This window comes from Microlunatus sp. GCM10028923 (assembly GCF_042666975.1).
GTDB lineage: Bacteria > Actinomycetota > Actinomycetes > Propionibacteriales > Propionibacteriaceae > Microlunatus.
Window position 1 is genome coordinate 50,619 of sequence record NZ_JBHTFF010000025.1, and the last position, 21,066, is coordinate 71,684.

General features: G+C 70.6%; 17 protein-coding genes. 9 read left to right on the forward strand and 8 right to left on the reverse strand.

The features are described from left to right. Window positions 1–6 precede the first annotated feature (6 nt). On the forward strand, window positions 7–774 hold the full coding sequence (cobA, locus tag ACFQU4_RS36845) for a uroporphyrinogen-III C-methyltransferase (protein WP_377502073.1): 768 nt from the start codon (window positions 7–9) through the stop codon (window positions 772–774). A 275-nt stretch (window positions 775–1,049) separates the two neighbouring features. Continuing rightward, window positions 1,050–2,018 carry a phosphotransferase enzyme family protein gene (locus tag ACFQU4_RS36850; RefSeq protein WP_377502004.1) on the forward strand — a complete coding sequence of 323 codons (969 nt, stop codon included), beginning with the start codon at window positions 1,050–1,052 and terminating at the stop codon, window positions 2,016–2,018. Here the strand turns inward: ACFQU4_RS36850 and ACFQU4_RS36855 are convergent. Together ACFQU4_RS36855 and ACFQU4_RS36860 are read right to left on the reverse strand one after the other, a co-directional pair. Continuing rightward, window positions 2,002–2,670, reverse strand: coding sequence for an ion channel (locus ACFQU4_RS36855; protein ID WP_377502007.1), 669 nt, complete (start codon window positions 2,668–2,670; stop codon window positions 2,002–2,004). The genes ACFQU4_RS36850 and ACFQU4_RS36855 overlap by 17 nt on opposite strands. A gap of 2 nt (window positions 2,671–2,672) precedes the next feature. After that, window positions 2,673–8,171: a carboxyl transferase domain-containing protein gene (locus ACFQU4_RS36860; RefSeq protein ID WP_377502010.1), complete on the reverse strand. Its 5,499-nt coding sequence runs from the start codon at window positions 8,169–8,171 to the stop codon at window positions 2,673–2,675. Window positions 8,172–8,343: 172 nt separating this feature from the next. On the opposite strand from ACFQU4_RS36860, the gene ACFQU4_RS36865 reads away from it, so the two are divergent. After that, a complete protein-coding gene (locus ACFQU4_RS36865; protein ID WP_377502013.1) occupies window positions 8,344–8,868 on the forward strand; it encodes a cobalamin biosynthesis protein in 525 nt (174 codons plus the stop codon). 35 nt (window positions 8,869–8,903) lie between these two features. Here the strand turns inward: ACFQU4_RS36865 and ACFQU4_RS36870 are convergent, their stop codons facing one another. Together ACFQU4_RS36870 and ACFQU4_RS36875 are read right to left on the reverse strand one after the other, a co-directional pair. Further along, window positions 8,904–10,760 (reverse strand): ABC transporter ATP-binding protein, encoded by a 1,857-nt coding sequence (locus tag ACFQU4_RS36870; RefSeq protein WP_377502016.1) that lies wholly within the window; start codon window positions 10,758–10,760, stop codon window positions 8,904–8,906. Beyond that, window positions 10,757–12,700, reverse strand: a complete 1,944-nt coding sequence (locus ACFQU4_RS36875; protein ID WP_377502019.1) for an ABC transporter ATP-binding protein — start codon at window positions 12,698–12,700, stop codon at window positions 10,757–10,759. The genes ACFQU4_RS36870 and ACFQU4_RS36875 overlap by 4 nt, the downstream gene beginning before the upstream one ends. Window positions 12,701–12,900: 200 nt before the next feature. Here ACFQU4_RS36875 and ACFQU4_RS36880 point away from each other — a divergent pair, with 200 nt between their 5' ends. Beyond that, on the forward strand, window positions 12,901–13,677 hold the full coding sequence (locus tag ACFQU4_RS36880) for a CPBP family intramembrane glutamic endopeptidase (protein WP_377502022.1): 777 nt from the start codon (window positions 12,901–12,903) through the stop codon (window positions 13,675–13,677). Here the strand turns inward: ACFQU4_RS36880 and ACFQU4_RS36885 are convergent. The 3 genes from ACFQU4_RS36885 to ACFQU4_RS36895 form a co-directional block, all read right to left on the reverse strand. Then, on the reverse strand, window positions 13,670–14,560 hold the full coding sequence (locus ACFQU4_RS36885; protein ID WP_377502025.1) for a phosphotransferase family protein: 891 nt from the start codon (window positions 14,558–14,560) through the stop codon (window positions 13,670–13,672). The genes ACFQU4_RS36880 and ACFQU4_RS36885 overlap by 8 nt on opposite strands. Window positions 14,561–14,563: 3 nt before the next feature. Further along, window positions 14,564–15,481, reverse strand: a complete 918-nt coding sequence (locus ACFQU4_RS36890) for a sigma-70 family RNA polymerase sigma factor (protein ID WP_377502028.1) — start codon at window positions 15,479–15,481, stop codon at window positions 14,564–14,566. A gap of 112 nt (window positions 15,482–15,593) precedes the next feature. Continuing rightward, entirely contained in the window at window positions 15,594–16,424 is an 831-nt protein-coding gene (locus ACFQU4_RS36895; protein WP_377502031.1) for a helix-turn-helix transcriptional regulator, read from the reverse strand. Between the two features lie 118 nt (window positions 16,425–16,542). Here ACFQU4_RS36895 and ACFQU4_RS36900 point away from each other — a divergent pair, with 118 nt between their 5' ends. The 3 genes from ACFQU4_RS36900 (at window position 16,543) to ACFQU4_RS36910 (ending at window position 19,058) form a co-directional block, all read left to right on the forward strand. Further along, window positions 16,543–17,274 carry an NADPH-dependent F420 reductase gene (locus ACFQU4_RS36900; protein ID WP_377502034.1) on the forward strand — a complete coding sequence of 244 codons (732 nt, stop codon included), beginning with the start codon at window positions 16,543–16,545 and terminating at the stop codon, window positions 17,272–17,274. Window positions 17,275–17,367: 93 nt separating this feature from the next. Next, on the forward strand, window positions 17,368–18,453 hold the full coding sequence (locus ACFQU4_RS36905) for an S-(hydroxymethyl)mycothiol dehydrogenase (protein WP_377502037.1): 1,086 nt from the start codon (window positions 17,368–17,370) through the stop codon (window positions 18,451–18,453). Continuing rightward, the gene (locus ACFQU4_RS36910; RefSeq protein ID WP_377502040.1) at window positions 18,450–19,058 is read left to right on the forward strand and encodes an MBL fold metallo-hydrolase; all 609 of its coding nucleotides are present in this window, start codon (window positions 18,450–18,452) and stop codon (window positions 19,056–19,058) included. The genes ACFQU4_RS36905 and ACFQU4_RS36910 overlap by 4 nt, the downstream gene beginning before the upstream one ends. A gap of 28 nt (window positions 19,059–19,086) precedes the next feature. On the opposite strand, the gene ACFQU4_RS36915 is transcribed toward ACFQU4_RS36910, so the two are convergent. Further along, window positions 19,087–20,049: a serine hydrolase domain-containing protein gene (locus ACFQU4_RS36915; protein ID WP_377502043.1), complete on the reverse strand. Its 963-nt coding sequence runs from the start codon at window positions 20,047–20,049 to the stop codon at window positions 19,087–19,089. A 62-nt stretch (window positions 20,050–20,111) separates the two neighbouring features. Here ACFQU4_RS36915 and ACFQU4_RS36920 point away from each other — a divergent pair, with 62 nt between their 5' ends. After that, window positions 20,112–20,501, forward strand: a complete 390-nt coding sequence (locus ACFQU4_RS36920) for a phage holin family protein (protein WP_377502046.1) — start codon at window positions 20,112–20,114, stop codon at window positions 20,499–20,501. Window positions 20,502–20,520: 19 nt separating this feature from the next. Further along, window positions 20,521–20,988, forward strand: a complete 468-nt coding sequence (locus ACFQU4_RS36925; protein ID WP_377502076.1) for a low molecular weight protein-tyrosine-phosphatase — start codon at window positions 20,521–20,523, stop codon at window positions 20,986–20,988. The last annotated feature ends 78 nt before the right edge of the window (window positions 20,989–21,066 follow it).

The following is a 21,066-nucleotide window of genomic DNA, read 5'->3' on the forward strand; positions in this document are numbered from 1 at the left end:
CGCGAACTGTCCAGCCCGGAGCCGGCGCCGACAACCACCGACGGCGCGGGCGGCGAGGTGATCCTGGTCGGCGGCGGCCCGGGGGATCCGGGCCTGCTCACGATCGCCGGGCTGGCCGCAGTGCGCCGCGCCGACGTGATCATCACCGACCGGCTGGCGCCGCTGGCCAGTCTCGCCGAGGCCCGGCCCGGGGCCGACGTGATCGATGTGGGCAAGGTGCCGGGCGGGCGCTCCACCCGGCAGGAGTCGATCAACGCGCTGCTGATCGAACACGCGCGGGCCGGTCGGGTCGTGGTGCGCTTCAAGGGCGGCGACAACTTCGTGTTCGGCCGCGGCGGCGAGGAGTGGGAGGCCTGCAGCGAGGCCGGGATCCCGGTCACGATCGTGCCCGGGGTGAGCTCCGCGACGGCCGTGCCCGGCCTGGCCGGCGTCCCGGTCACCCACCGCGACCTGGTCCAGGGCTTCACCGTGGTGACCGGGCACGTGCCGCCCGATCACCCGGGCAGCACCCTGGACTGGGCCGGGCTGGCCCGGTCCGGCACCACGCTGGTGATCATGATGGGGGTCGCCACGCTGCCGGCGATCACCGCCGAGTTGATCAAGCACGGACTGCCGGCGGACCTGCCCGCCGCCACCATCGCCGATGGTGGGCTGCCCAGCATGAAGGTGGTCCGCGGCCCGCTGGACCGGATCGCCGAACTGACCGCTGAGGCCGGGCTCAGGCCGCCCGCGATCACCGTGGTCGGCGCCGTAGCGGGCCTCACCTTCCGATGACCAGCGGCGACGGGCCGCCGACGCTGCACCGTCCAACCGGAGGCCGGCCGGCACCGCGCTGCCGAACGGCTCGGCGAGAACAGCCCGCCCGTCGCTTCCGGACCGTGACCCTCGACGATCAACGCCCGAGCGCGTCCCCTGATCGAGGCTTACCGATGATCAGCATCCCGCGATCGAGGACCGGCACGACTGATGGGTCGGTGGCGGCGCCATGATCAACCGCCACGGGCGGCCATCGCGGACCGCCCCGATCCGGATCACCTGCCTCCTCGTCGATGATCATCCCGCGACCGACCTCCGGAACGGTGAGGTTCTCCGGTGAAGGGCTGCCGATGATCGGGCATCCGCTGGTCCGGAGCTGGGTTCGGCGGCATCCCGACCGGGAGTTCGAGCAGGCGGCCGACGCCCCGGCGGTCCGAAGGCTGCTCCGGGAACTTGACCTTGGTCCCGACGCGTACGACCTGAGCGGTGAAGATCATCTCAATCTCCGGGTCGGCGGCGGCCGGCTGGTGCTGCGCAGCTACAAGCCGTTCATCACCCGGCCCCGGATCCTCGACCTGCAACGGATCCGGGCCGGGCTGGCCGAGCAAGGTCTGCGGGTGGCGGTCCCGATCATGATCGGCGGCCGGTCGGTGTTCCGGTGCGGCAGCCGGTGGGCCGAGGTGGAGCCCTATCTGGATCACCAGCCGACCCGGGGCCGGCCCGAGGAGCTGTTCGCCGCGCTCGGCCGACTGCACCGTGCCCTGCTCCGGCTGGCGCCGCCGACCACCAGCGACCTGCGCGCGACCTACGTCGATCCGAGCACGCTGCGCCGCTGGCTCCGCCGCAACACGGCCGAGGGCGCGATCGCGGACCCGGAGGAGCTCGAGCCGATGATCAACGAACTCGGCCGGCGCTGGGTCCCGGCCGAGCGGGTCCAGCCGATCCACGGCGACCCGCACGGCGAGAACCTGCGGCAGACCGCGGACGGCCCGGTCTACTTCGACTTCGGCGGCCTGGCCACGGCACCGCGCACCTGGGACCTGGCGGTGGCGCACGCCTACCTGCTCCGCACGCCGGGGCCGCGGCCCGACCCGGCCGCCCTGGACGACGCCTATCAGCGTGCGGCGCAGTCCGACCTCACCGACCGGGAGCGCTCAGCCCTGCGGGTCTATCCGGTCGCAGTCGCCCTGATGTACGCGATCTGCGGCTGGGGCGAGGGCTGGCGCACGATCGCCCGCAACCTGCTCAACGATCACCGCTGACCCGGAGCGTGGTCAGCGCGACCAGCCGGGACACCACCAGCGCGACGTAGCCCAGCCCGGCCAGCTGTTCGATCATGACCACGGAACGGGCGTGGGCGGTGACCGGCACGATGTCGGACAGGCCGGTGCTGGACAGCGTGGTGAAGCTGAGGAACAGCAGCTCGGTCCAGGTCCGCGGCTGGTCCGAGTCGACGGCGGCGATGAAGCAGCCCGGCTGCAGCACCTGCAGCAGCACGAAGAGGTACGCGAAGCCCCAGGCGACCAGGGTGAAGGTGGCGCCGACCGCGAACAGCTCGTCGGTGGTCACCTTCCGGTCGGCCAGCATGTAGCGGAGCAGCACCACCGTGGCCCAGAAGTAGAACGCCGCATGCAGCGCCGCCGACGCGACCTGGAGCACCGGGTTGCTCCAGAAGATGTCGATGATCGCCAGGCCCGCGGCCGACGAGGCCAGCGTGATCACCACCCAGGTCGGGCCGGGCAGCTCGCGGACCGAGAAGATCGCCAGCAGCAGCACCAACAGCCCGAACGTCTCGAACGCCAGCCGTCCCGGTGTCGAGGAGTCCATCGCCGGATAGAGCAGGACGCCGATCAACTGGACCGCAAGCAGCACCGCGGACGGGTGCCGACGGATCTGGTCGAACGCCGAGTTCACGGTTACCGCTTCAGGCCGCGCTCGATCGCGTTGATCAACTGCGGCCGCAACTCCTCCGGGCTGATCACCGCGTCGACGGAGCCGACCTCGACGGCCCGCTGGATGCTGTGCACCTGGTCGAACTCGTCGGCGACCTCACCGATCTTCTCCGTCCGTACGGCAGCGCGCAGCTCCGCCAGCTCGGCCGCCAGCGCGGCCCGGCCGGCATCGTCGGCCGCCGCCAGCCGGGACTCCAGGTCCACCACCCGCGGGTCCCCGGCGGTCCGCCGCCGCACGTCGCCGGCGAACACCACGGCCGCGGCCGGCGCCCCGCCGATCACCGAGGCGAACGACCCCTCGACCGCGAGCACGGTCATCTTCGGATTCAGCGCCTTGGAGAACACGACGAACGCGCCGCCGTGATAGCGGGAGATCACGCAGAACACGATCGGGCCGCGGAAGTTGACGATCGCCCGGCCGATCTCGGCGCCGTACTCCAGCTGCAGGTTGCGCATCGAGTCCGGCGACCCGTCGAACCCGGACAGGTTCGCCAACACGACCAGCGGCCGGTTGCCGCTGGCCCCGTTGATCGCCCGGGCCACCTTCTTCGATGATCTTGGGAACAGGGTGCCGGCGGTCCAGGTGTCCGGGCCGTCGGTGGGCGGGAATCCCCGCCGTGGCACGGGTTTCGACTCGATCCCGAGCAGGCAGACCGGCAGGCCGCCGATCCGCGCGTCCTGCACCACCGCCGTCTCGGCGTCGGCCATCCCGGCCCACCGTTCCAGCACCGGATGATCAAGATCGGAGACGGCCCGCATCACCGTCCTGATGTTGAACGCCTTCTTCCGGTCCGGGTTCGTGGCGGGCGAGAAGATCTCCCCCACGGTCCGGAAGCCGCCCTCGGCCGGGTCGTGCGGATGGGCCGTCACGTCCCGGTCGTACGGGTCGGTCGTCTCGGCCCGCCGCGGCGTCGACTCGCCCGGCGCCAGATACGTGTAGTCGTAGTGCGAGAGCAGGATGTCCCGCGCCCCGGCGAGGTCCGGCGCCCAGTACTGCGCCTGCCCGTTCGGGCCCATCACGCGGTCGTACCCGCCGATGCCGAAGTTGTCCTCGGCCGACACCCCGCCGGAGAAGTCCAGCGACTGCTTGCCGGTCAGCACCATCGCGCTGTCCGGGGTCATGATCAAGATCCCCTTGGTGTGCATCAGCATGGTCGCCTCGGCGTTCCAGTACGGCTGCGCACCGACGTTGATCCCGGCGACGACGATGTTGATCTCCCCGCCGGCCTGGGTGAACTCGACGATCCGCTTCAGCGCCTTCGCGACCCAGTCCATGTTCTCGGTGCCGGAATCCATCGAGATCTTCGCGCCGGAGGACAGCGCGAACCACTCGACCGGCACCTTGAGCTTGGTGGCCAGGTCCAGCGCGGCGATGATCCGGGCGCATTCCGGCTCGGCCAGCGCGCCGAGTGCCTTGGTCGGGTCGCCCAGCAGCACCACCCGGGTCAGGCCCTTCGGGTACCGCCGGGTCGGGGTGCTGACCACCCCGGCGATGATCGCCGCGGTGTTCTGGCCGCGCGGCCGCTTCACCGGCGCCAGGGTTCCGTTCGGCTTCAGATCATGCTCGACGAACGAGCCGCCGGTGCCGGCGATCATGCCGGCCAGCTCGTACGGGTACACGGTGTTGCGGCGCCGGGCCCGGACCACCTTCTGAGCGTAGTCGTCCAGTGGCAGCAGCGGCTCGGTCTGCGGCCGCTCCACGACCGTCTGCACGCCCGCGCCGGGCTGGTTGTAGAACCGGCCGACCACCGGCAGCGGGTCGCCGTGCGATCCGGTCACCCGGCCCTGGATCAGCACCTCCTCGATGCCGGCACCGACCGTCAGCGGGGTGATGTTGCGTTCCAGGGCAGTGAGTTCGGCGACCTCGGCGTCGATCACCGGCCAGACCGTCACCCAGACGTGGTTCATGTCCAGCTTGGCCCCGTCCGGCCGTTCGGTACGGGCCCGGCGGATCCCCTCCAGGCAGTTGGCGATCGCCCGCTCCACGTGCGGCAGCGAGGTGATCAGGCCGTCGTCGTCGCGGACCACGGCGAACTGGCGCACCTGGGCCAGTGCGACCAGCCGGACGTCGGCCGGATTCTCCCGGGCCACACAGTGATAGAGCAGGACGTCCTCGGGCGCGTCCAGCCTGGTGATCATGAAATCGCGGAGCCGCCACAGGTTGAGCCGGCGGCCCACCATCGGGTGCACGCCGCGGACGTTCTGGTCCTCCACCAGGTCCCGCCGCTGCGGCCGGTAGGTGAAGTAGAAGACGGGCCGGCCGTCACCGGCGGCCACCGCGATCGCGATCCGCCGCATCCGCTTCCGGAACGGCAGCGCCGCCACCAGTTCGCGGAGCACGTCCGAGGCCTCCTGGACATCCGTCGGCGCCTCGGGCCAGTGCAGGTAGAGATCGGCCACCGTCTCGTAGCCGGACGGCCGGCCGCCGACCACGGACTTCAGGTCCCGGACCAGCGTGCTGCGGCCGCTGGCCAGTTCCTCGACGGTGCCGACCGTGCTGACCAGGTACGTCTTCCGGCCGTCCAGCTCGTAGCCGGCCATGGTGAACGGGCGCCCGTGCAGGTTCTTGTTCGCGACCTCGTGCAGGCCGTACTCGAGATAGTGCCGCCGGATCAGCACCTCGAGCATCGGCTCGGTCCGCGGCACGCCGCGTTCCAGCCGCTCGGTGAGGAACCTGATCAACTGCTCCGGGATCGTCGCCAGCGCCTCGACCCGCTCCGCGTAGTCGCGCGCCTGCGGATGCTCGGCCAGGTCGGCCAGCTCGGACCGGACGCCGGACAGCACCTCGGCCCGCGCTTCGTCCACCTGCGGTTGGTCGAACCAGCGGAACCGGACCGACCGGGCCAGGTCGCCGATCTCCGGGAACCGGAGCTGGGTGGACAGCACCAGATGATCAAGGACCGCGTGGGTCTCCTCGGTCCGGTCCGGGGCCGGCCGCGGCTCCGCCAGCCAGCGCTCCAGCAGCGACTTCACCAGCCGTACGTCCGGCGCCACCCGCTGCTGGGCCAGGAAGACCCGGAACACCGCGTCGACCAGCGGTTCGCTGCGGTCGAGGTCGGTGATCCCGTAGTGGCCGAGCACCTGGGACAGCCGGTCGACGAACGACTCCGGCAGCGCGGCCCGCTCCACGTCCAGGGTCTGCAGGTAGGTGTGGAACAGCTCCCGCGGCGTGTGCACCCGGAGCTCGGTGTCCAGTTCCTCGCCGGCCGGCCGGTTGCGGCTCAGGTCGGCGAAGTCGGCGAACAGCCGGAGCAGGGCACTGTCGGAGTCCATCGGCGGCTCGGGCAGCTCGGACCGGGCCGCGAAGTACTCGGCCAGCGCCCGGCCCTCGTCGCGCGGATCAAGATCGAATCCGAGCAGCATGCTGCGCAGGTCCTCGTACCCGCGGGTCAGCCGTTCGGCCGGCGCGGGTTCGGTCGCCGGCGCCGGCAGTTCAAGATCAACCGAGGCCGACGACTCAGCGGCCAGGTCCTCCTCACCGAGCGGCTCCAGCCGGATCAGCGGCGCGCCGGTCTCGACCTGGCTGCCGGTGCTCACCGACAGCTCGCGGACGACCGCCCGGAACGGCGCCGGGACCACCGTCTCCATCTTCATGCTCTCCAGCACCAGCACCGGGGCGCCGGCCTCGACCTCGGTCCCGACCGCGGCCGGCGTCGCGACCACCAGGGCCGGCACGGGGGACCGCAGCACGCCGCCCTCGTCCCGGGTCACCCGGTGGGTCACCCCGCCCACCTCGACGAAGTGGACCGGGCCGTGGGTCGCGGTGATCAACCGGAACCGCTGCCCGGCCACCAGCAGCCGGGCCTCGTAGCTGTCGTACCGTTCCAGCTCGGCGTCGACCGTGCTGAGCTCGTCGCCGCTGTGGACCGTGACCCGGTAGCGGCGCGGCCCGATCCGGGCCACCGCCAGCCGGTACGAGGCTCCGCGCAGCTTCACGTCGATCGCCCGGCCGGCCTCGTGCTGCACCTGGGGACGGCCGCCGAACGCGGACACCAGCAGCTGTTGGCGTTCCAGCGCCTCGGCCTCCTGGTAGGCCTCGATGCCGGCCGCGACCAGTGCGATCCCGGAGTGCCGGTGGGTGATCAACTCGCCCTGCGCCCGGACCCGGTCGATCCACCCGGTGTCGGCCCAGCCGGTGCCGCCGCCGGTGACCACCTCGGGCCGGCTCAGCAGCTCGAGGATGAAGCTCTTGTTCGTCGTACCGCCGTCGAGCACCACCGTCGTGTCGGCCACCGCGCGCCGCAGCCGGCCCAGTGCCTCGTCGCGGGTGCGTCCGTACGCGATGATCTTGGCGATCATGGAATCGAAGTCGGCCGGAATGGTGTCCCCCTCGCCGACGCCGGTGTCGACCCGGATGCCCGGGCCGCGCGGCAGGTCGAGCCGGACGATCCGGCCCGGCGACGGGGCGAAGTCGCGGTCCGGGTCCTCCGCGTTCAGCCGGGCCTCGACCGCGTGGCCGATCTCCGGCGGCGGCTCGTCGGTCAGCCGCTGACCGGCCGCCACCCGCAGCTGCAGCCGGACCAGGTCGACGTAGCGGGTCGCCTCGGTGATCGGGTGCTCCACCTGGAGCCGGGTGTTCACCTCGAGGAACGCGAACAGCTTCTCGTCCGGGTGATAGAGGAACTCGACGGTCCCGGCACCGCGGTAATCGACCGCGAGGGCCAGCCGCTCGGCCGACGCCTTCAGCTCGGCCACCTGCCCCGGATCGAGCAGCGGTGAGGCGGACTCCTCGATGATCTTCTGGTTCCGCCGCTGCACCGAGCAGTCCCGGACGCCGAGCGCCCACGCCGTACCCTGCCCGTCGGCGATCACCTGCACCTCGACGTGCCGGGCGCCGGTGACCAGGCGCTCCAGGAACACGACGCCGCTGCCGAACGCCCGCTCGGCCTCGTCCCGGGTCCGCTGGTAGGCCTCGCGCAGTTCGTCGTCGGATTCGATCACCCGGATCCCGCGGCCGCCGCCGCCGGCGGTCGCCTTGAGCATCACCGGGTAGCCGATCTGGTTCGCCACCGCGAGCGCGTCGTCCAGCGTGTCCAGGGCGCCGCGGCTCCACGCCGCGACCGGAACGCCGACCTCCTCGGCGATCAGCTTGGAGCCGATCTTGTCGCCCAGCTTGCGCATCGCCTCCGGGCTCGGCCCGATGAAGGTGACGCCGATCCGCTCACACAGTTCGGCGAACGCCGGATCCTCGGCGACGAAGCCCCAGCCGACCCAGGCGGCGTCCGCCTCGGTCTCGAGCAGCGCGCGTTCCAGCACGGCGAGGTCGAGGTACGGCCGGTTCGCGGCCGGGCCGAGCGGGTGGGCCAGGTCGGCCTCGCGGACGAACATCGCCGTCCGTTCCGCCTCGGTGTAGAGCGCCACCGTCTCGATCTCGGTGCCCTGTTCGGCATTCAGCTCGCGAACCGCGTTGATCAGCCGCATCGCGGCTTCCCCCCGATTGACGATGGCGATGCGCCTGAACACTGAGCGTTGCCTCCTGACCTCGGGGTTTCGGTACGGATCCGGACCGAAGGGACCAAAGACACACATTTCCAGGGAACCCGCCCGGCCGTCGAGTCGGACCCCACCAACATTCACCGTCCGGACTTGTGCCCTCTCTACAGTCTCGGGGCTCCGTGCGGCACAATCGGCTCACATGTCTGCGACCACCCGTGTTTCCCGCGTTGCCGGGCTTGCCCTCGGCTATCTCGCCGGGCGAATGATCGAACAGCCCCTGCGCCGCAAGCCGGTCGAGGGGTTCGAGCGTGCCACCTCCGCGATCGAGGACCGTACCTACTCCGACGATGCGAACTGGGGCACCGTACACACGGCCGCCGTGGTCGGCGGCATCGCCCTCGCCGGGCTGGCCGTGGAGCGGCTGACCCGGAAGGTCCCGGTGCTGCACGCGATCGCCACCGCCGCCGCGACCGCCGTCGTCCTGGAGAGTGGACCGGAGGACGAGCCGCAGTCGGCCCGGGCCGTGGTCGGACCGCTGATCTGGGGCGCCGCGTTCGGCATCCCCGGGCTGTTCGGCTACCGGGCCGCCCACGTCGTGGCCGACCAGATCGGCACCGGCGACGAGAAGTACGCCAACTTTGGCCGGTCCGCCGTCCAGCTGCGGGACCTGTTGGACTGGCTGCCGAACCAGCTCAAGAACGCCGTAGCGGAATCCGGCCGGTAACTCCCGGCCGAATTCCGCCCAACGTTCGCGTCCGGTCAGGCCAGCGACTCGACCCAGGCGTCGTGCAGGGCGGCGTAACGGCCGTCCTGGGTCGCCATCAGCTGCTTCGGGCTGCCGTCCTCGAGGATCCGCCCGTGCTCGAGCACCAGCACCCGGTCGGCGATCTCGACCGTGCTGAGCCGGTGCGCGATGATCACCGCGGTGCGGGCCTTGAGGATCGTCTGCAGCGCCTGCTGGACCAGCCGTTCACTCGGCACGTCGAGGCTCGACGTCGCCTCGTCCAAGATCAACACCGCCGGGTCGGCCAGGAACGCCCGGGCGAACGCGACCAGCTGACGCTGGCCCGCGGACAACCGGGAACCCCGCTTCGCCACGTCGGTGTCGTAGCCCTGCGGCAGTGCGGCGATGAACTCGTGCGCACCGACCGCCTTGGCCGCGGCCACGACCTCGTCCCGGCTCGCCTTCGGTTTGCCGAAGGCGATGTTGTCGGCGACCGTACCGTCGAACATGAAGTTCTCCTGGGTCACCATCACCACCGACTGCCGGAGATCGTCGTCGCCGATCTCGCGCAGGTCGGTGCCGTCGAGCGTGACCTTGCCGTCGGTCGGGTCGTAGAACCGCGCCATCAGCTTCGCGATCGTCGTCTTGCCGGCGCCGGTGGTGCCGACCAGAGCCAGCGTCTGGCCGGCCGGGATCTTCAGCTCCAGGTCGGGCAGCACCGGCCGGTCCTTCACGTACGAGAAGGTGACCCGGTCGAAGTGCAGTTCGCCCTTGGAGTCGCGGACCTTGACCGGGTCCTTCGGCTCCGGGACGCCCGGCGCTTCCTCCAGCACGCCGGACGCTTTCTCCAGCGCCGACGAGGCCGACTGGAACGTGTTGTAGAACTGGCTGATCTCCTGCATCGGCTCGAAGAACATCCGCAGGTAGAGCAGGAACGCGGCCAGCACGCCGACCGTCATGTCGCCCTGGATCACCCGGTAGCCGCCGTACAGCAGCACGGCGCCGATCGTGATGTTGCCGATCAGCTTGATCCCCGGCTGGAAGATCGCGACCAGCCGGAACGAGGTCAGGTTGGCGTCGCGGTAGCGCTCCGACAGGTCCTCGAAGATCTGCTGGTTCCGCGGCTCCCGGCGGTACGACTCGACCGCACGGATCCCGGTCATCGTCTCGATGAAGTGGACGATCACCATCGCCGAGTGCTCGCGCACCTTGCGGTACGTGAGCTGCGACTGCCTGGAGAACCAGCGCACCAGCACGATCAAGATCGGGAAGCCGATCAGGCAGATCAGGCCGAGCTGCAGGTCCATCGTCAGCAGCAGCACCGCGACGCCGACCAGGGTCAGCACGGCGGTGACCAGGCCGTCGAAGCCGCCGGCCAGCAGCTCCATGATCGCGTCGATGTCGTTGGTCAGCCGGGAGATCACCCGGCCGGACGTGTAGCGATCATGGAACTTGACGTCGAGCTTCTGGAAGTGCCGGTAGAGCCGGCGCCGGATCTCCAGCAGCACTTCCTGGCCGACCCGGCCGGAGTTGCGCAGGAAGAACCAGCGGGCGCAGCCCTGCATGATCAACGCGCCGAGCATCACCCCGAGCACCTTGAGCAGTTCGGTGGCCACGCCGCCGTTCATCAGCGGCGGGACCCCGAAGTCGATGCCGAACTGGACCAGTCGCGGAATGCTCAGCCGGGCCGCGTTCTCCACCAGCACCACCGCGATCAAGATCACGATGAACTTGCGGTACGGCTTCAGCAGGCTGCCCAGCAGGGCGCGGCTGCGGCGCTTCAGGAAGACGCTGCCGCGTGCCTGGACGTCCTCGTTCTCCTCGGCCCCGACGCCCCGCCATTCCTCGACGGCGATCTTCCGGTCCTTGGTCTCGCTCTGGACGGCGGTCATCGGACGGCCCCCTCGAGGGTCAGCCGGTCCATCTCGGCCAGCTCCTCCTCGGTGTCGAAGTCGGCGCTGAGCAGCTCCCGGTACTCCGGCACGGTCTTCAGCAGCTGGGCGTGGGTGCCCACGTGGCTGATCGTCCCGTTGCTGAGCAGAGCCACCTTGTCGGCCAGCAGCACCGTGGACGCGCGGTGCGCGACGACGATGCCGGTGACGCCGACCAGCACCCGCTTCAGCGCCTCCTCGACCAGGGCCTCGGTGTGCACGTCGAGCGCGGACAGGGTGTCGTCCAGCACCAGCACGCCGGGCTTGGCGAGCACGGCGCGGGCCAGCGCAAGCCGCTGCCGCTGACCGCCGGACAGGCTCATGCCCTGCTCGCCGATCCGGGTGTTCAGGCCCCACGGCAGGTCGTACACGAAGTGAGCCTGGGCCACCTCGATCGCCTGGGTGATCTCGGCCTCGGTCGCCTCCGGATTGCCCAGGGTGAGGTTCTCCCGGGCCGACATCGAGAACAGGGTCGGGTCCTCGAATGCGGTGGCGACGATGGAGCGGACCTGCTCCAGTTTGAGGTCGCGGACGTCGACGCCGTCGATGGTGATCCGGCCGGCGGTGGCGTCGTAGAGGCGCGGCACCAGGGCGGTCAGCGCCGTCTTGCCGGAGCCGGTCGCCCCGACCACCGCGACGGTCTCGCCCGGCTTGATGGTCAGGTTGAGATCGTGCAGCACGTCGGTGTCGGAGTCCGGGAACCGGAACGCGGCCCCCTCGAAGCGGACCTCGCCGCGCACCTCGGTGAGCTTCTTCGCGCCGTCGGTGATCACGTTCTCGGCGTCGAAGATCTCCGCGATCCGGTCCGCCGCGGTCATCGCCTCCTGCGTCTGGGACAGCAGCAGGCCGAGCGCCGCGATCGGCCAGACCAGCGACAGCAGCATCGTGATGAACGCGACCAGGGTGCCCAGCGTGACCTCGCCGCGGCCGGCCGCCAGGGCGCCCAGGCCGAGCACGATGATCACGGTGACGCTGGGGACGATCTCCAGGAAGGTCCGGAACTTCGCCAACAGCCGGATCCGCTGGTACGTGGTGTCGAACAGCTGGACGGCCTTGCCGTCGAACTTCGCGAACATGTGCTCGGAACGGCCGAACGACTTGATCACCCGCAGGCCGTGCGCGCTCTCCTCGACCGAGGACGCGACATCGCCGGTCTCGTCCTGCATTTTGCGGGACAGCCGGGTGAGTTCGCGCTCGTTCTTCAGGCACATCACGGTGATCGGAACGATCGCCGCCAGCACCACCAGGCCGAGCGGCCAGTACATGTTGAGCAGCAGCCCGACCACGACCGCGATCTGGACGATGTTGATCATCAGGAAGATCGCGCCGAAGTTGAGGAACCGGCGGATGGTGGACAGGTCGTTCATGATCCGCGACAGCAGCTGGCCGGACTGCCAGTGGTCGTGGAAGCTCATCGGCAGACGCTGCAGCTTCGCGTACAGGTCGGTCCGGATCGTGTTCTCGGTCGCCAGGGTTCCCTTGGAGATCACCCAGCGGCGGCCGAAGACGACCAGCGCCTCGACGATGCCGATGGCCATCGCCGCGGCGCCGAGGGTGTAGAGACCCGTCTGGTCGCTGTTGGCGATCGGCCCGTCGATCACCGCACGGGTGACCAGCGGGATGACGATGCTCGCGGCGACGCTCGCCACCGCGAAGATGATCATGACGACGAATCGCCACACGTGCGGCCGCAGGTAGGGGCCGAAGCGGAGCAGGGAAGAAAGCCGGCTGTGCCGCGCGGTGCCGTCGCGCTTGGTCTTTCCAGCACGGGGCGGGGCCATCAGTGGCGGCCGGTCCAGCGAGGTCGGCGGCACAACGGGTGCGTTGTGGTTCGCCTTCTCGGCGGAATCGGGGGCTTCGTTGGGCGGGCAGGACGTGCGAGCCGAAATGTCGGCAGACATGAAAGGAGTCCTCAAACGGTGAGAGAAGATCGTGCAGACGTACGAATCTGGTAACTATCCAACCTCATGCAAGTGCCCGATCCAAAACAATATTCCCGACCTCTGGGGTATTCATTACGTACGCCGATAGATCATGATTCAGTGATTAGCGTCACAATCCGGCTGATCGGGAACTCCTACGCAACCGTAGGGTTTTGGCCATGATCGAACAGCCCGCCCACGGGTCCCCGCCGCCTGCCGAGCGGCCGCCGGAGAACAAGATCACCATCGGCGCCAACGCCGCCGGGAGGCGGATCGGGCTGCCCGAGTTCGCGGTCGCGGCGGCGGTCTACTTCGCGGTACAGATCGGCGGCGTCTTTGTGATCTTGGCCGCATTCGGCGGCGATGCACTGACCAGCGGTGAGGCCGGGCCGACCCTGGTGCTGGTCTTCATCGCGGCGATGTCGGCCGGTCTCGCGGCACTCGTGGCACTGCTGCTCCGGGTCCGTTCGGCGGCGGCGCTCGGACTGGTCCGGCCCACCGGCCGGTGGCTGCTGATCGGGGCCGGCTGCGGGCTGGGCGGCTTCCTGGTCAACCGGATCGTCATCCTGCTCTACGTCGCGATCACCGGCGATCAGGGCAATCCGCAGCAGAACCTGGCCGACACCGCGATGGGCGGCTCAGTGGCCCAGTTCGCCCTGCTGCTGCTGTTCGGCGCGGTGCTCACGCCGATCGGCGAGGAGGCGCTGTTCCGCGGCATCGGCTTCGGCTGGCTGCGCCGCTGGGGCTTCGTCCTGGCCGCCGTGATCAGCTCCGTGATCTTCGGGCTCGCGCACGGCATCAACGTCGTACTGCCCGCCGCCGTCCTGCTCGGACTGGTGCACGCCTGGCTGTACGAGCGGAGCGGCTCGATCTGGCCGGCCGTGATCTCGCACGCCGTCAACAACGGCATCATCTTCATCCTGGCCCGCCTGGTGATCGCCCTCGGGATCAGCTGAGGGAGGCGGTCGCGGCCTCGAGGGTGAGCCGGGGCGGATCGTCCGGAGAGGTGTCGTGCAGGTGGGTCAGCCCACGCAGCGCGACCCGGACCTGGAAGGTCGCCGGACTGATCCCGCGCCGGTAGAGGAAGCGCTCGACGAGGCCGGACTGCGCGCCGAGGGCCCAGCCGCTGTCGTCGGCCCAGAACCCGAACTTGGGCAGCCCGATCAGCGGGTCCTCGATCCGGGCGTACTCGAAGTCGACCCAGCCGAGCCCGCCGGCGTCGTCGACCAGGACGTTGAGCGGGTTGTAGTCCCCGTTGGAGAAGACGAGCGGCAGCCGGTGCTCGGGGATCCGGTCGCGGAGTACGGCCACCTCCGCCCGGACCACCGGCGTGCCGGCCCACGGACTGTCCCGCTCGGCCGCCTCGGCGAGCTCATCGTCCAGGCTCCGGTGCTGCAGCCGGCCGGCGAGCGGGTGCTCGGCGACCCGCGGTGTCAGGGCGTGCAGCCGGTCGATTGCCTCGAACAGCAGCCGGCAGGTGCGGTCGGCCACGGCGATGTCGCTGACCCCGATCCAGGGCAGTGCCTCGCCCGGCAGCCGGCTCATCACCAGGACCGCGAACGGGCCGTCCGCGGTTTCGACCGGGAACGGGTCGGCCAGCACCCGCGGCGCCGGAAAGTCGAGGTGCGCCAGCGCCCGGAGCGCCGCGGCCTCCTCGGCCAGCCGGTCGGAGTCGGTCGACGCCTTCACCACGCAGACCAGGAATCGGCCGTCCCGGTCCAGGGTCAGTTCGGCCGGGAAGGGCAGCGGGTGCCGGCGGAACGGCCGGACGGCGCGGATCGAGCCGCCCGGAGCCAGCCGGCCCAGGACGGCCGCGTGGATCACGTCCGCCGCCGGCATCGGTCAGTCGATGATCTCGATCGAGAACGAATCGACCAGGTCCCGGTCGGCGTACAGCTCGATGCCGGTGATCCGCCCGTTCCGCACGGTGAGTTCGAACACCGAGATCGGCCGGCCGCCCGGCGCGTAGGTGGCGCCGATGTAGCCGTCGACCAGGGCGAGCTGTGCACCCTGAGCGGTGCCGGACAGGGCGTTCGCGACGGCCTCGGAGCCGCGCAGCTCGGCCGCGATCCGCGGCGCGCCCCGATCCTCGAACCGGGTCGCGGCCAGGACGGCCGCGGCGTCCGCGCGGAGCACGACGTCCGGGTCGAGCAGCTCGAGCAGCCGATCGAAGTTGGCGTTCCGGGCGGCGTCGAAGAACGCGCCGACGACCTCGGTCTCGCGACCCTGGTTCCGCCGCCCGTCCCCGCCGGGCGGTTCCTCCGCCGGCCCGCCGCGCACCCGGCGCCGGGCCCGGCTGGCCAGCTGCCGGGTCGCCGCCGGCGTCTTGTCGACGATGGTCGCGATCTCGTCGAACGGGACGCCGAACAGGTCGTGCAGCACGAACGCCATCCGTTCGGCCGGAGCGAGGGTGTCCAGCACCACCATCAGTGCCGCGCCCATCGCGTCGGCCTGGACCGCCTGCTCCTCCGGCCCGGCCTCCTCGTCCTCGGTCGGCTCGACCGGCCGCAGGTCCAGCGAGTCCTCCCGCCGTGCGGTACGGGAGCGCAGCTGGTCCAGGCAGATCCGGGAGACGACGGTGGTCAGCCAGCCGGCGAGGTTGTCGATCCGCTCCGCCTCGGAACGGCTCAGCCGCAGCCAGGCCTCCTGCACCGCGTCCTCGGCGTCGTTGACCGAGCCGAGGATCCGGTACGCGACGTTGCGCAGCCGCGGCCGGTTCTCCTCGAACGCGGTCGCCAGCACGTCACCCTCGAACCCCATCCGCCCATTCTGTTCGGTCTTCGCATCGGTAGCCACACCACCGTGACGAGCCGTGGCCCGTGAGTGTGACAGCGGCCCGACGTCCCTGCCTGCGGCATGCACTTCGCCAAGCTCAGCGCGCGTCCAGGTCCCCTGCGAGGGCGCGAAGGGCACGTTCGGAGGTCGAGCCGGGTTCGGCGGCGTAGAGATCGAGCCCGCAGCAGGCTGGGCCGTCGGGGAGAGCGGTGACCTCGTGATGAAGGGTCAGCTCGCCGACGACCGGATGGTGCAGCACGTGCACCGCCGAGCGAGCTCGAGCCACCTGGTGGGCCGTCCACAGGCGTTCGAAGTCGGGGCTGTGCTCCAGCAGGTCGGCGATGTGCAGGGACAGTCCGGGGTCGGTGAGGTGGCGACCGAACAGAACGCGCAGGTGCGCCGTGTGGCGAACGGCGGCGGCCTCCCAACCGGCGCCGTACAGGGCACGGTGCTCGCCGAACAGCAGGTGGGTGACGGTCCGACGACGTACGGGAATGGAGGCGAAGTCCCCGAAGACGGCCCCGGCGAGAGCGTTCCAGCCCAGCACCTGGGTGTGGCGTCCGAGGACGAGCGCCGGGGTGAGCGTGAAGGAGTCCAGCAGGTGCCGCGTCCCGGGCGGAACCTCCGGCACGGTCGGCTCGCAACGCGGCGGCCGGCGGGCGATCCGGTGCAGGTGCGCGCGTTCGTCTCCGTCGAGGCGCAGTGCCGCCGCCACCGCGTCGAGGACCTGGTCCGAGACGTTGTCTCCGCGACCCTGTTCGAGGCGCGTGTAGTGAGCGATGCTCACTCCGGCGGTCACGGCCAACTCCTCACGGCGCAGCCCGGGGACCCGCCGTCCGCTGCCGTGGGGACGCAGGCCGACGTCGGCCGGGCGGAGCCGGGCCCGGCGTGATCTGAGGAAGCCGCTCAGTTCCGCCCGGTGGTCCATGCCGCCAGCGTACGGGCGCGAAGATGATCATGCCGTGAGTACTCCGACCGGAGGGCTGGTCGCGCCCGCTGAGCGACCGCAGGCTGGCTCAGATCCCGTACACGATCGGAGCAGACCCATGGCCCGCAGGCTCGGAATCATCGGCAGCGGCAGGATCGGCACCGCCGTGGCCTGGCTGGCTGCAGCAGCCGGAATCGAGGTGGCGCTGAGCAATTCGCGCGGCCCGCGGACTCTCCGGGCCCTGGCCGCCGACCTGGGCGTCAGGGCAGCCACCGTCGAGGAAGCCGCGTCGACCGCGGACGTCGTCGTCGCCGCGGTGCCGCTGCACGCCCACGCGAAGTTGCCGGTCGAGGCCCTGGCAGGCCGGACCGTGCTCGACACCGGCAACTACTACCCCGAACGGGACGGAAGGATCGCAGCGCTGGACTCCGGCGCGACGACCTCATCGGAACTCCTGCAGAGCCGGCTGCCGGGTTCGCGAGTGGTCAAGGCGTTCAACACGATCACACCGCACCAACTCCGCACCCTGGCCCGTCCCGCCGACGCCGCCGATCGCAGCGCCTTGCCGATCGCCGGCGAACTGGGCGCCAAGGACGAGGCCGCGCACCTGCTGGACCTGCTCGGCTGGGACGCCGTCGACATCGGCGAACTCGACGAGAGCTGGCGATGTGAGCCGAACACACCCGCCTACGTCCTGCCCTACCTCGGCGGGCCGCCCGCGCCCGGGGTGACCGACTTCCTCGCGTGGACGGAGACCAGGTCCGGAGTGGTCACCCCGGCTGCAGCCGTTGAGCTGCTGGTCGCGAGCGCGGTGCGCCGCGAGGCAGGCACCTCGCGGATCCCGCGCTAGTGGATGATCATGGCCGCCGCCGGCGGCGATCACCACCTACTACGATGCTGACGAGGATCCTGACCAGATCACCAGTTCAGCGAGGAGCAAGCTGTGCCGCAGCAAGTAAGGGGCGTCATCGCCCGCGCCAAGGGAGCGCCCACCGAACTCGTCACGATCAACATCCCGGATCCGGGCCCGGGCGAGGCGGTGGTCAAGATCAGCGCCTGCGGCGTCTGCCACACCGATCTGCACTACCGCGAGGGCGGGATCGGCGAGGACTTCCCGTACCTGCTCGGCCACGAGGCCGCCGGCGTCGTCGAGGCGGTCGGCGAAGGCGTTCGTGATCTTGAAGCCGGCGACTACGTGATCTTGAACTGGCGCGCCGTCTGCGGCAGCTGCCGGGCCTGCAAGCGCGGTCGGCCCTGGTACTGCTTCGCGACGTTCAACGCCACCCAGAAGATGACCCTGGAGGACGGCACCGAGCTGTCGCCTGCGCTCGGCATCGGGGCGTTCGCCGACAAGACGCTGGTGGCGGCCGGCCAGTGCACCAAGGTCGACCCGAAGGCGCGTCCGGCGGCGGCCGGGCTGCTCGGCTGCGGGATCATGGCCGGCATCGGCGCGGCGATCAACACCGGCAACGTCGGCCGCGGCGACTCGGTCGCGGTGATCGGTTGCGGCGGCGTCGGTTCGGCCGCGATCGCCGGCGCCCGGCTGGCCGGTGCCAACAAGATCATCGCGATCGACATCGACGACCGGAAGCTGAGCAAGGCCAAGGAACTCGGCGCCACCGACGTGATCAACTCCTCCGCCGGTGATCCGGTGGAGCAGCTGCAGCAGCTGACCGGCGGGTTCGGCGCCGACGTGGTGATCGAGGCGGTGGGCCGGCCGGAGACGTACCGGCAGGCCTTCTACGGCAGGGATCTGGCCGGCACCGTGGTGCTGGTCGGGGTGCCGACTCCGGAGATGAAGCTGGAGCTGCCGCTGCTCGACGTGTTCGGCCGCGGCGGTTCCCTGAAGTCGAGCTGGTACGGCGACTGCCTGCCGGACCGGGACTTCCCGATGCTGATCGACCTCTACCTGCAGGGCCGGCTGCCGCTGGACGCCTTCGTCTCGGAGGAGATCGGCATCGACGGGATCGAGGCCGCGTTCGAGAAGATGCACCACGGCGACGTGCTGCGGTCGGTGGTGGTGTGGTGACCGCCCGGATCGATCATGCCGTCACCTCCGGTACGTTCTCGCTGGACGGCCAGACCTTCGACGTCGACAACAACGTCTGGGTGATCGGCGACGACAGCGAATGCGTGGTGATCGACGCGCCGCACGACGTGGACGCGATCGCCGCCGTGGTCGGCGACCGCCGGGTCCTGGCCGTGCTCTGCAGCCACGCCCATGATGATCATGTCCGGTACGCGCCGGACCTGGCCGAGCGGTTCGAGGCGCCGGTGCTGCTGCATCCGGACGACCTGGTGGTCTGGCGACTGACCCACGACTCCGAGCCGGACGGCGAGCTGACCGACGGCCAGCGGATCGTGGTCGCCGGCACCACCCTGACCGTGCTGCACACCCCGGGCCATGCCCCTGGCGCGGTCTGCTTCCACGCGCCGGAGCTCGGCGTGGTGTTCACCGGGGACACCTTGTTCCACGGCGGACCGGGCGCCACCGGGCGTTCGTACAGCGACTACGACACGATCGTCGCGTCGATCCGGGACCGGCTGTTCGCGCTGCCGGACGAGACGGTGGTCAAGACCGGGCACGGCGAGGACACCACGATCGGAGCCGAACGCGCCGCGCTGGCTTCCTGATCATGAGTTCCTGATCATGGACTCCTGATCATGGTCGGAGCAGCTCGGCCCCGAGGTGATCGACCGACTTCGAGGTGTTGCTGAGGACGACCGCGCCGCGCCGCACGTCCGGCCGGAAGCCGAGGAAGCTCCGGTAGCCGGGCAGCGATCCGTTGTGCCAGATGCCGGTGAGCCCGTCGCCGTCCGGTACCGGGCCGAGGTGCCAGAGCAGGCCGATCCGGTTGTCGCCGAACGCGTCCGCCCGCGGCGTCGTGGTCAGCCGCAGTGCCGCGTCGGAGTCGGCGTCGCCGGTGCCGGCCCAGTGCGCCCGGACCAGATTGAGCAGCGCCTCCGCGGACGCGATCAGGCCGCCGGACGCGACGCCGAGCGGGTAGTCCGGGGTCGGGCAGGGCTCGCCGGCCGCGTCGTGACCGGGCGCCAGCCCCGCCCCCTCGAGTTGATCAACGATGCCCGCGGTGCCCGGGATCACGCCGAGCCCGTCCCGGAGCAACGTCCCGAACGGCTCCCGGGTGCCGCCGGTGAGGGCCATCCCGACCAGCTGGGCGCCCAGGTTCGAGTAGGCGTACTGAGTGCCGGACCTCGTGTCCGGCCGGAGTCCGGCCAGCTCCCGGATGTAGCCGGCCAGGTCGAGCGGACCGCCGGGCAGACCGTGCGGCAGGCCGGACCGGTGGGTGGCCAGGTGCTCCAGCGTGATCGTCCCGTACGGATCCGCGGGCAACTCCCACTCCGGCAACAGTTCGCGGATCGTCCGGTCCAGCCCGACCTGGCCCCGAATCACGGCCCGGGCCAGCAGGGTCGCGGTGATCGGCTTGGTCACCGAGGCGATCCGGAAGCTGGTCAGCCGGTCCGGGATCCCCACGCCCGCCCCGCCGAGCCGGCCCGCTCCCGCGATGATCAGGCGATCCTCCTCGACCACGCCGGCGACGATGCCCACGTGCCCGTTCCGGACCGCCTGCTCGGCCAGCTCCCGTACCTTCGCGTCGGAGTTCACCAGAGCCACCGTAGCCGTCGTGCCGACGCGACGATCTTGGCGACCCGTGCCAGGATCGACGCATGAGGATGATTCTCCGCCTGCTGGCCAACGCCGCGGCCCTGGCGATCGCGACCTGGCTGCTGCCCGGCATCTCGCTGACCGCCGACTCGACCTCGGACAAGGTCATCTCGATGCTGATCATCGCGCTGATCTTCGGCGTGCTGAACGCGGTGGTGAAGCCGATCTTCACGCTGTTCACGTCGCCGATCGTGCTGCTGACGCTCGGCCTGTTCCTGCTGGTGATCAACGCCGTGATGCTGCTGCTGGTCTCCTGGATCGCCGGCCTGGTCGGCCTCGGCTGGCACGTGGACAACTTCTGGTGGGCCGTCCTCGGCGCGCTGATCGTCTCCGTCGTCAGCTTCTTCCTGAACACGTTCCTGAAGGACAAGAACGAGCAGCGGCGTGGCTGAGCCCGATCCGGTCCGGGTGATCTTCGTCTGCTGGGGCAACATCTGTCGCTCCCCGATGGCGGAACGGGTCGCCCAGTCCTACGCCGAACGGGACGGCCTCACCGGCGTCGAGTTCACCAGCGCCGCGACCAGCAGCGAGGAACTCGGCGAACCGATGGACCAACGGGCGGCGCGCACCCTGAGCCGGCACGGGTACGCCGCGGATGATCATGTGGCGCACCGGATCGACCGCGCGGAACTGGACCAGGCCGACCTGGTGATCGCGATGGAGGGCCTGCACGTCGAACGCCTGCACCGACTCGACCCGGACGCCGAGATCGCGCTGCTGACCGACTTCGACCCGGCCGCTCAGCCCGGCTCGGGCGTCCCGGATCCCTGGTACGGAAGCGAATCCGGCTTCCTGGACACCCTGTCCGCGATCGAGGCGGCGATGCCCGGGATCATCGACCGGGCCCGCTCCCTCGCTGCGGCCCGCGCCGCCCAGTGAGCCCGTACCCCTGAAACGGCACAGGAGCCCCACCTCACCAACTTTCCTGTCACTTCCCGCGAGTTATATCTCGAGGGA

What these genes read in the sequence shown, in the direction of transcription:
- ACFQU4_RS36850 (WP_377502004.1), top strand. Translation starts at nt 1,050, where the DNA reads ATGATCATCCCGCGACCGACCTCCGGAACGGTGAGGTTCTCCGGTGAA.
- ACFQU4_RS36865 (WP_377502013.1), top strand. Translation starts at nt 8,344, where the DNA reads ATGTCTGCGACCACCCGTGTTTCCCGCGTTGCCGGGCTTGCCCTCGGC.
- ACFQU4_RS36870 (WP_377502016.1), bottom strand. Translation starts at nt 10,760, where the DNA reads ATGACCGCCGTCCAGAGCGAGACCAAGGACCGGAAGATCGCCGTCGAG.
- ACFQU4_RS36875 (WP_377502019.1), bottom strand. Translation starts at nt 12,700, where the DNA reads ATGTCTGCCGACATTTCGGCTCGCACGTCCTGCCCGCCCAACGAAGCC.
- ACFQU4_RS36880 (WP_377502022.1), top strand. Translation starts at nt 12,901, where the DNA reads ATGATCGAACAGCCCGCCCACGGGTCCCCGCCGCCTGCCGAGCGGCCG.
- ACFQU4_RS36885 (WP_377502025.1), bottom strand. Translation starts at nt 14,560, where the DNA reads ATGCCGGCGGCGGACGTGATCCACGCGGCCGTCCTGGGCCGGCTGGCT.
- ACFQU4_RS36890 (WP_377502028.1), bottom strand. Translation starts at nt 15,481, where the DNA reads ATGGGGTTCGAGGGTGACGTGCTGGCGACCGCGTTCGAGGAGAACCGG.
- ACFQU4_RS36895 (WP_377502031.1), bottom strand. Translation starts at nt 16,424, where the DNA reads ATGGACCACCGGGCGGAACTGAGCGGCTTCCTCAGATCACGCCGGGCC.
- ACFQU4_RS36900 (WP_377502034.1), top strand. Translation starts at nt 16,543, where the DNA reads ATGGCCCGCAGGCTCGGAATCATCGGCAGCGGCAGGATCGGCACCGCC.
- ACFQU4_RS36920 (WP_377502046.1), top strand. Translation starts at nt 20,112, where the DNA reads ATGAGGATGATTCTCCGCCTGCTGGCCAACGCCGCGGCCCTGGCGATC.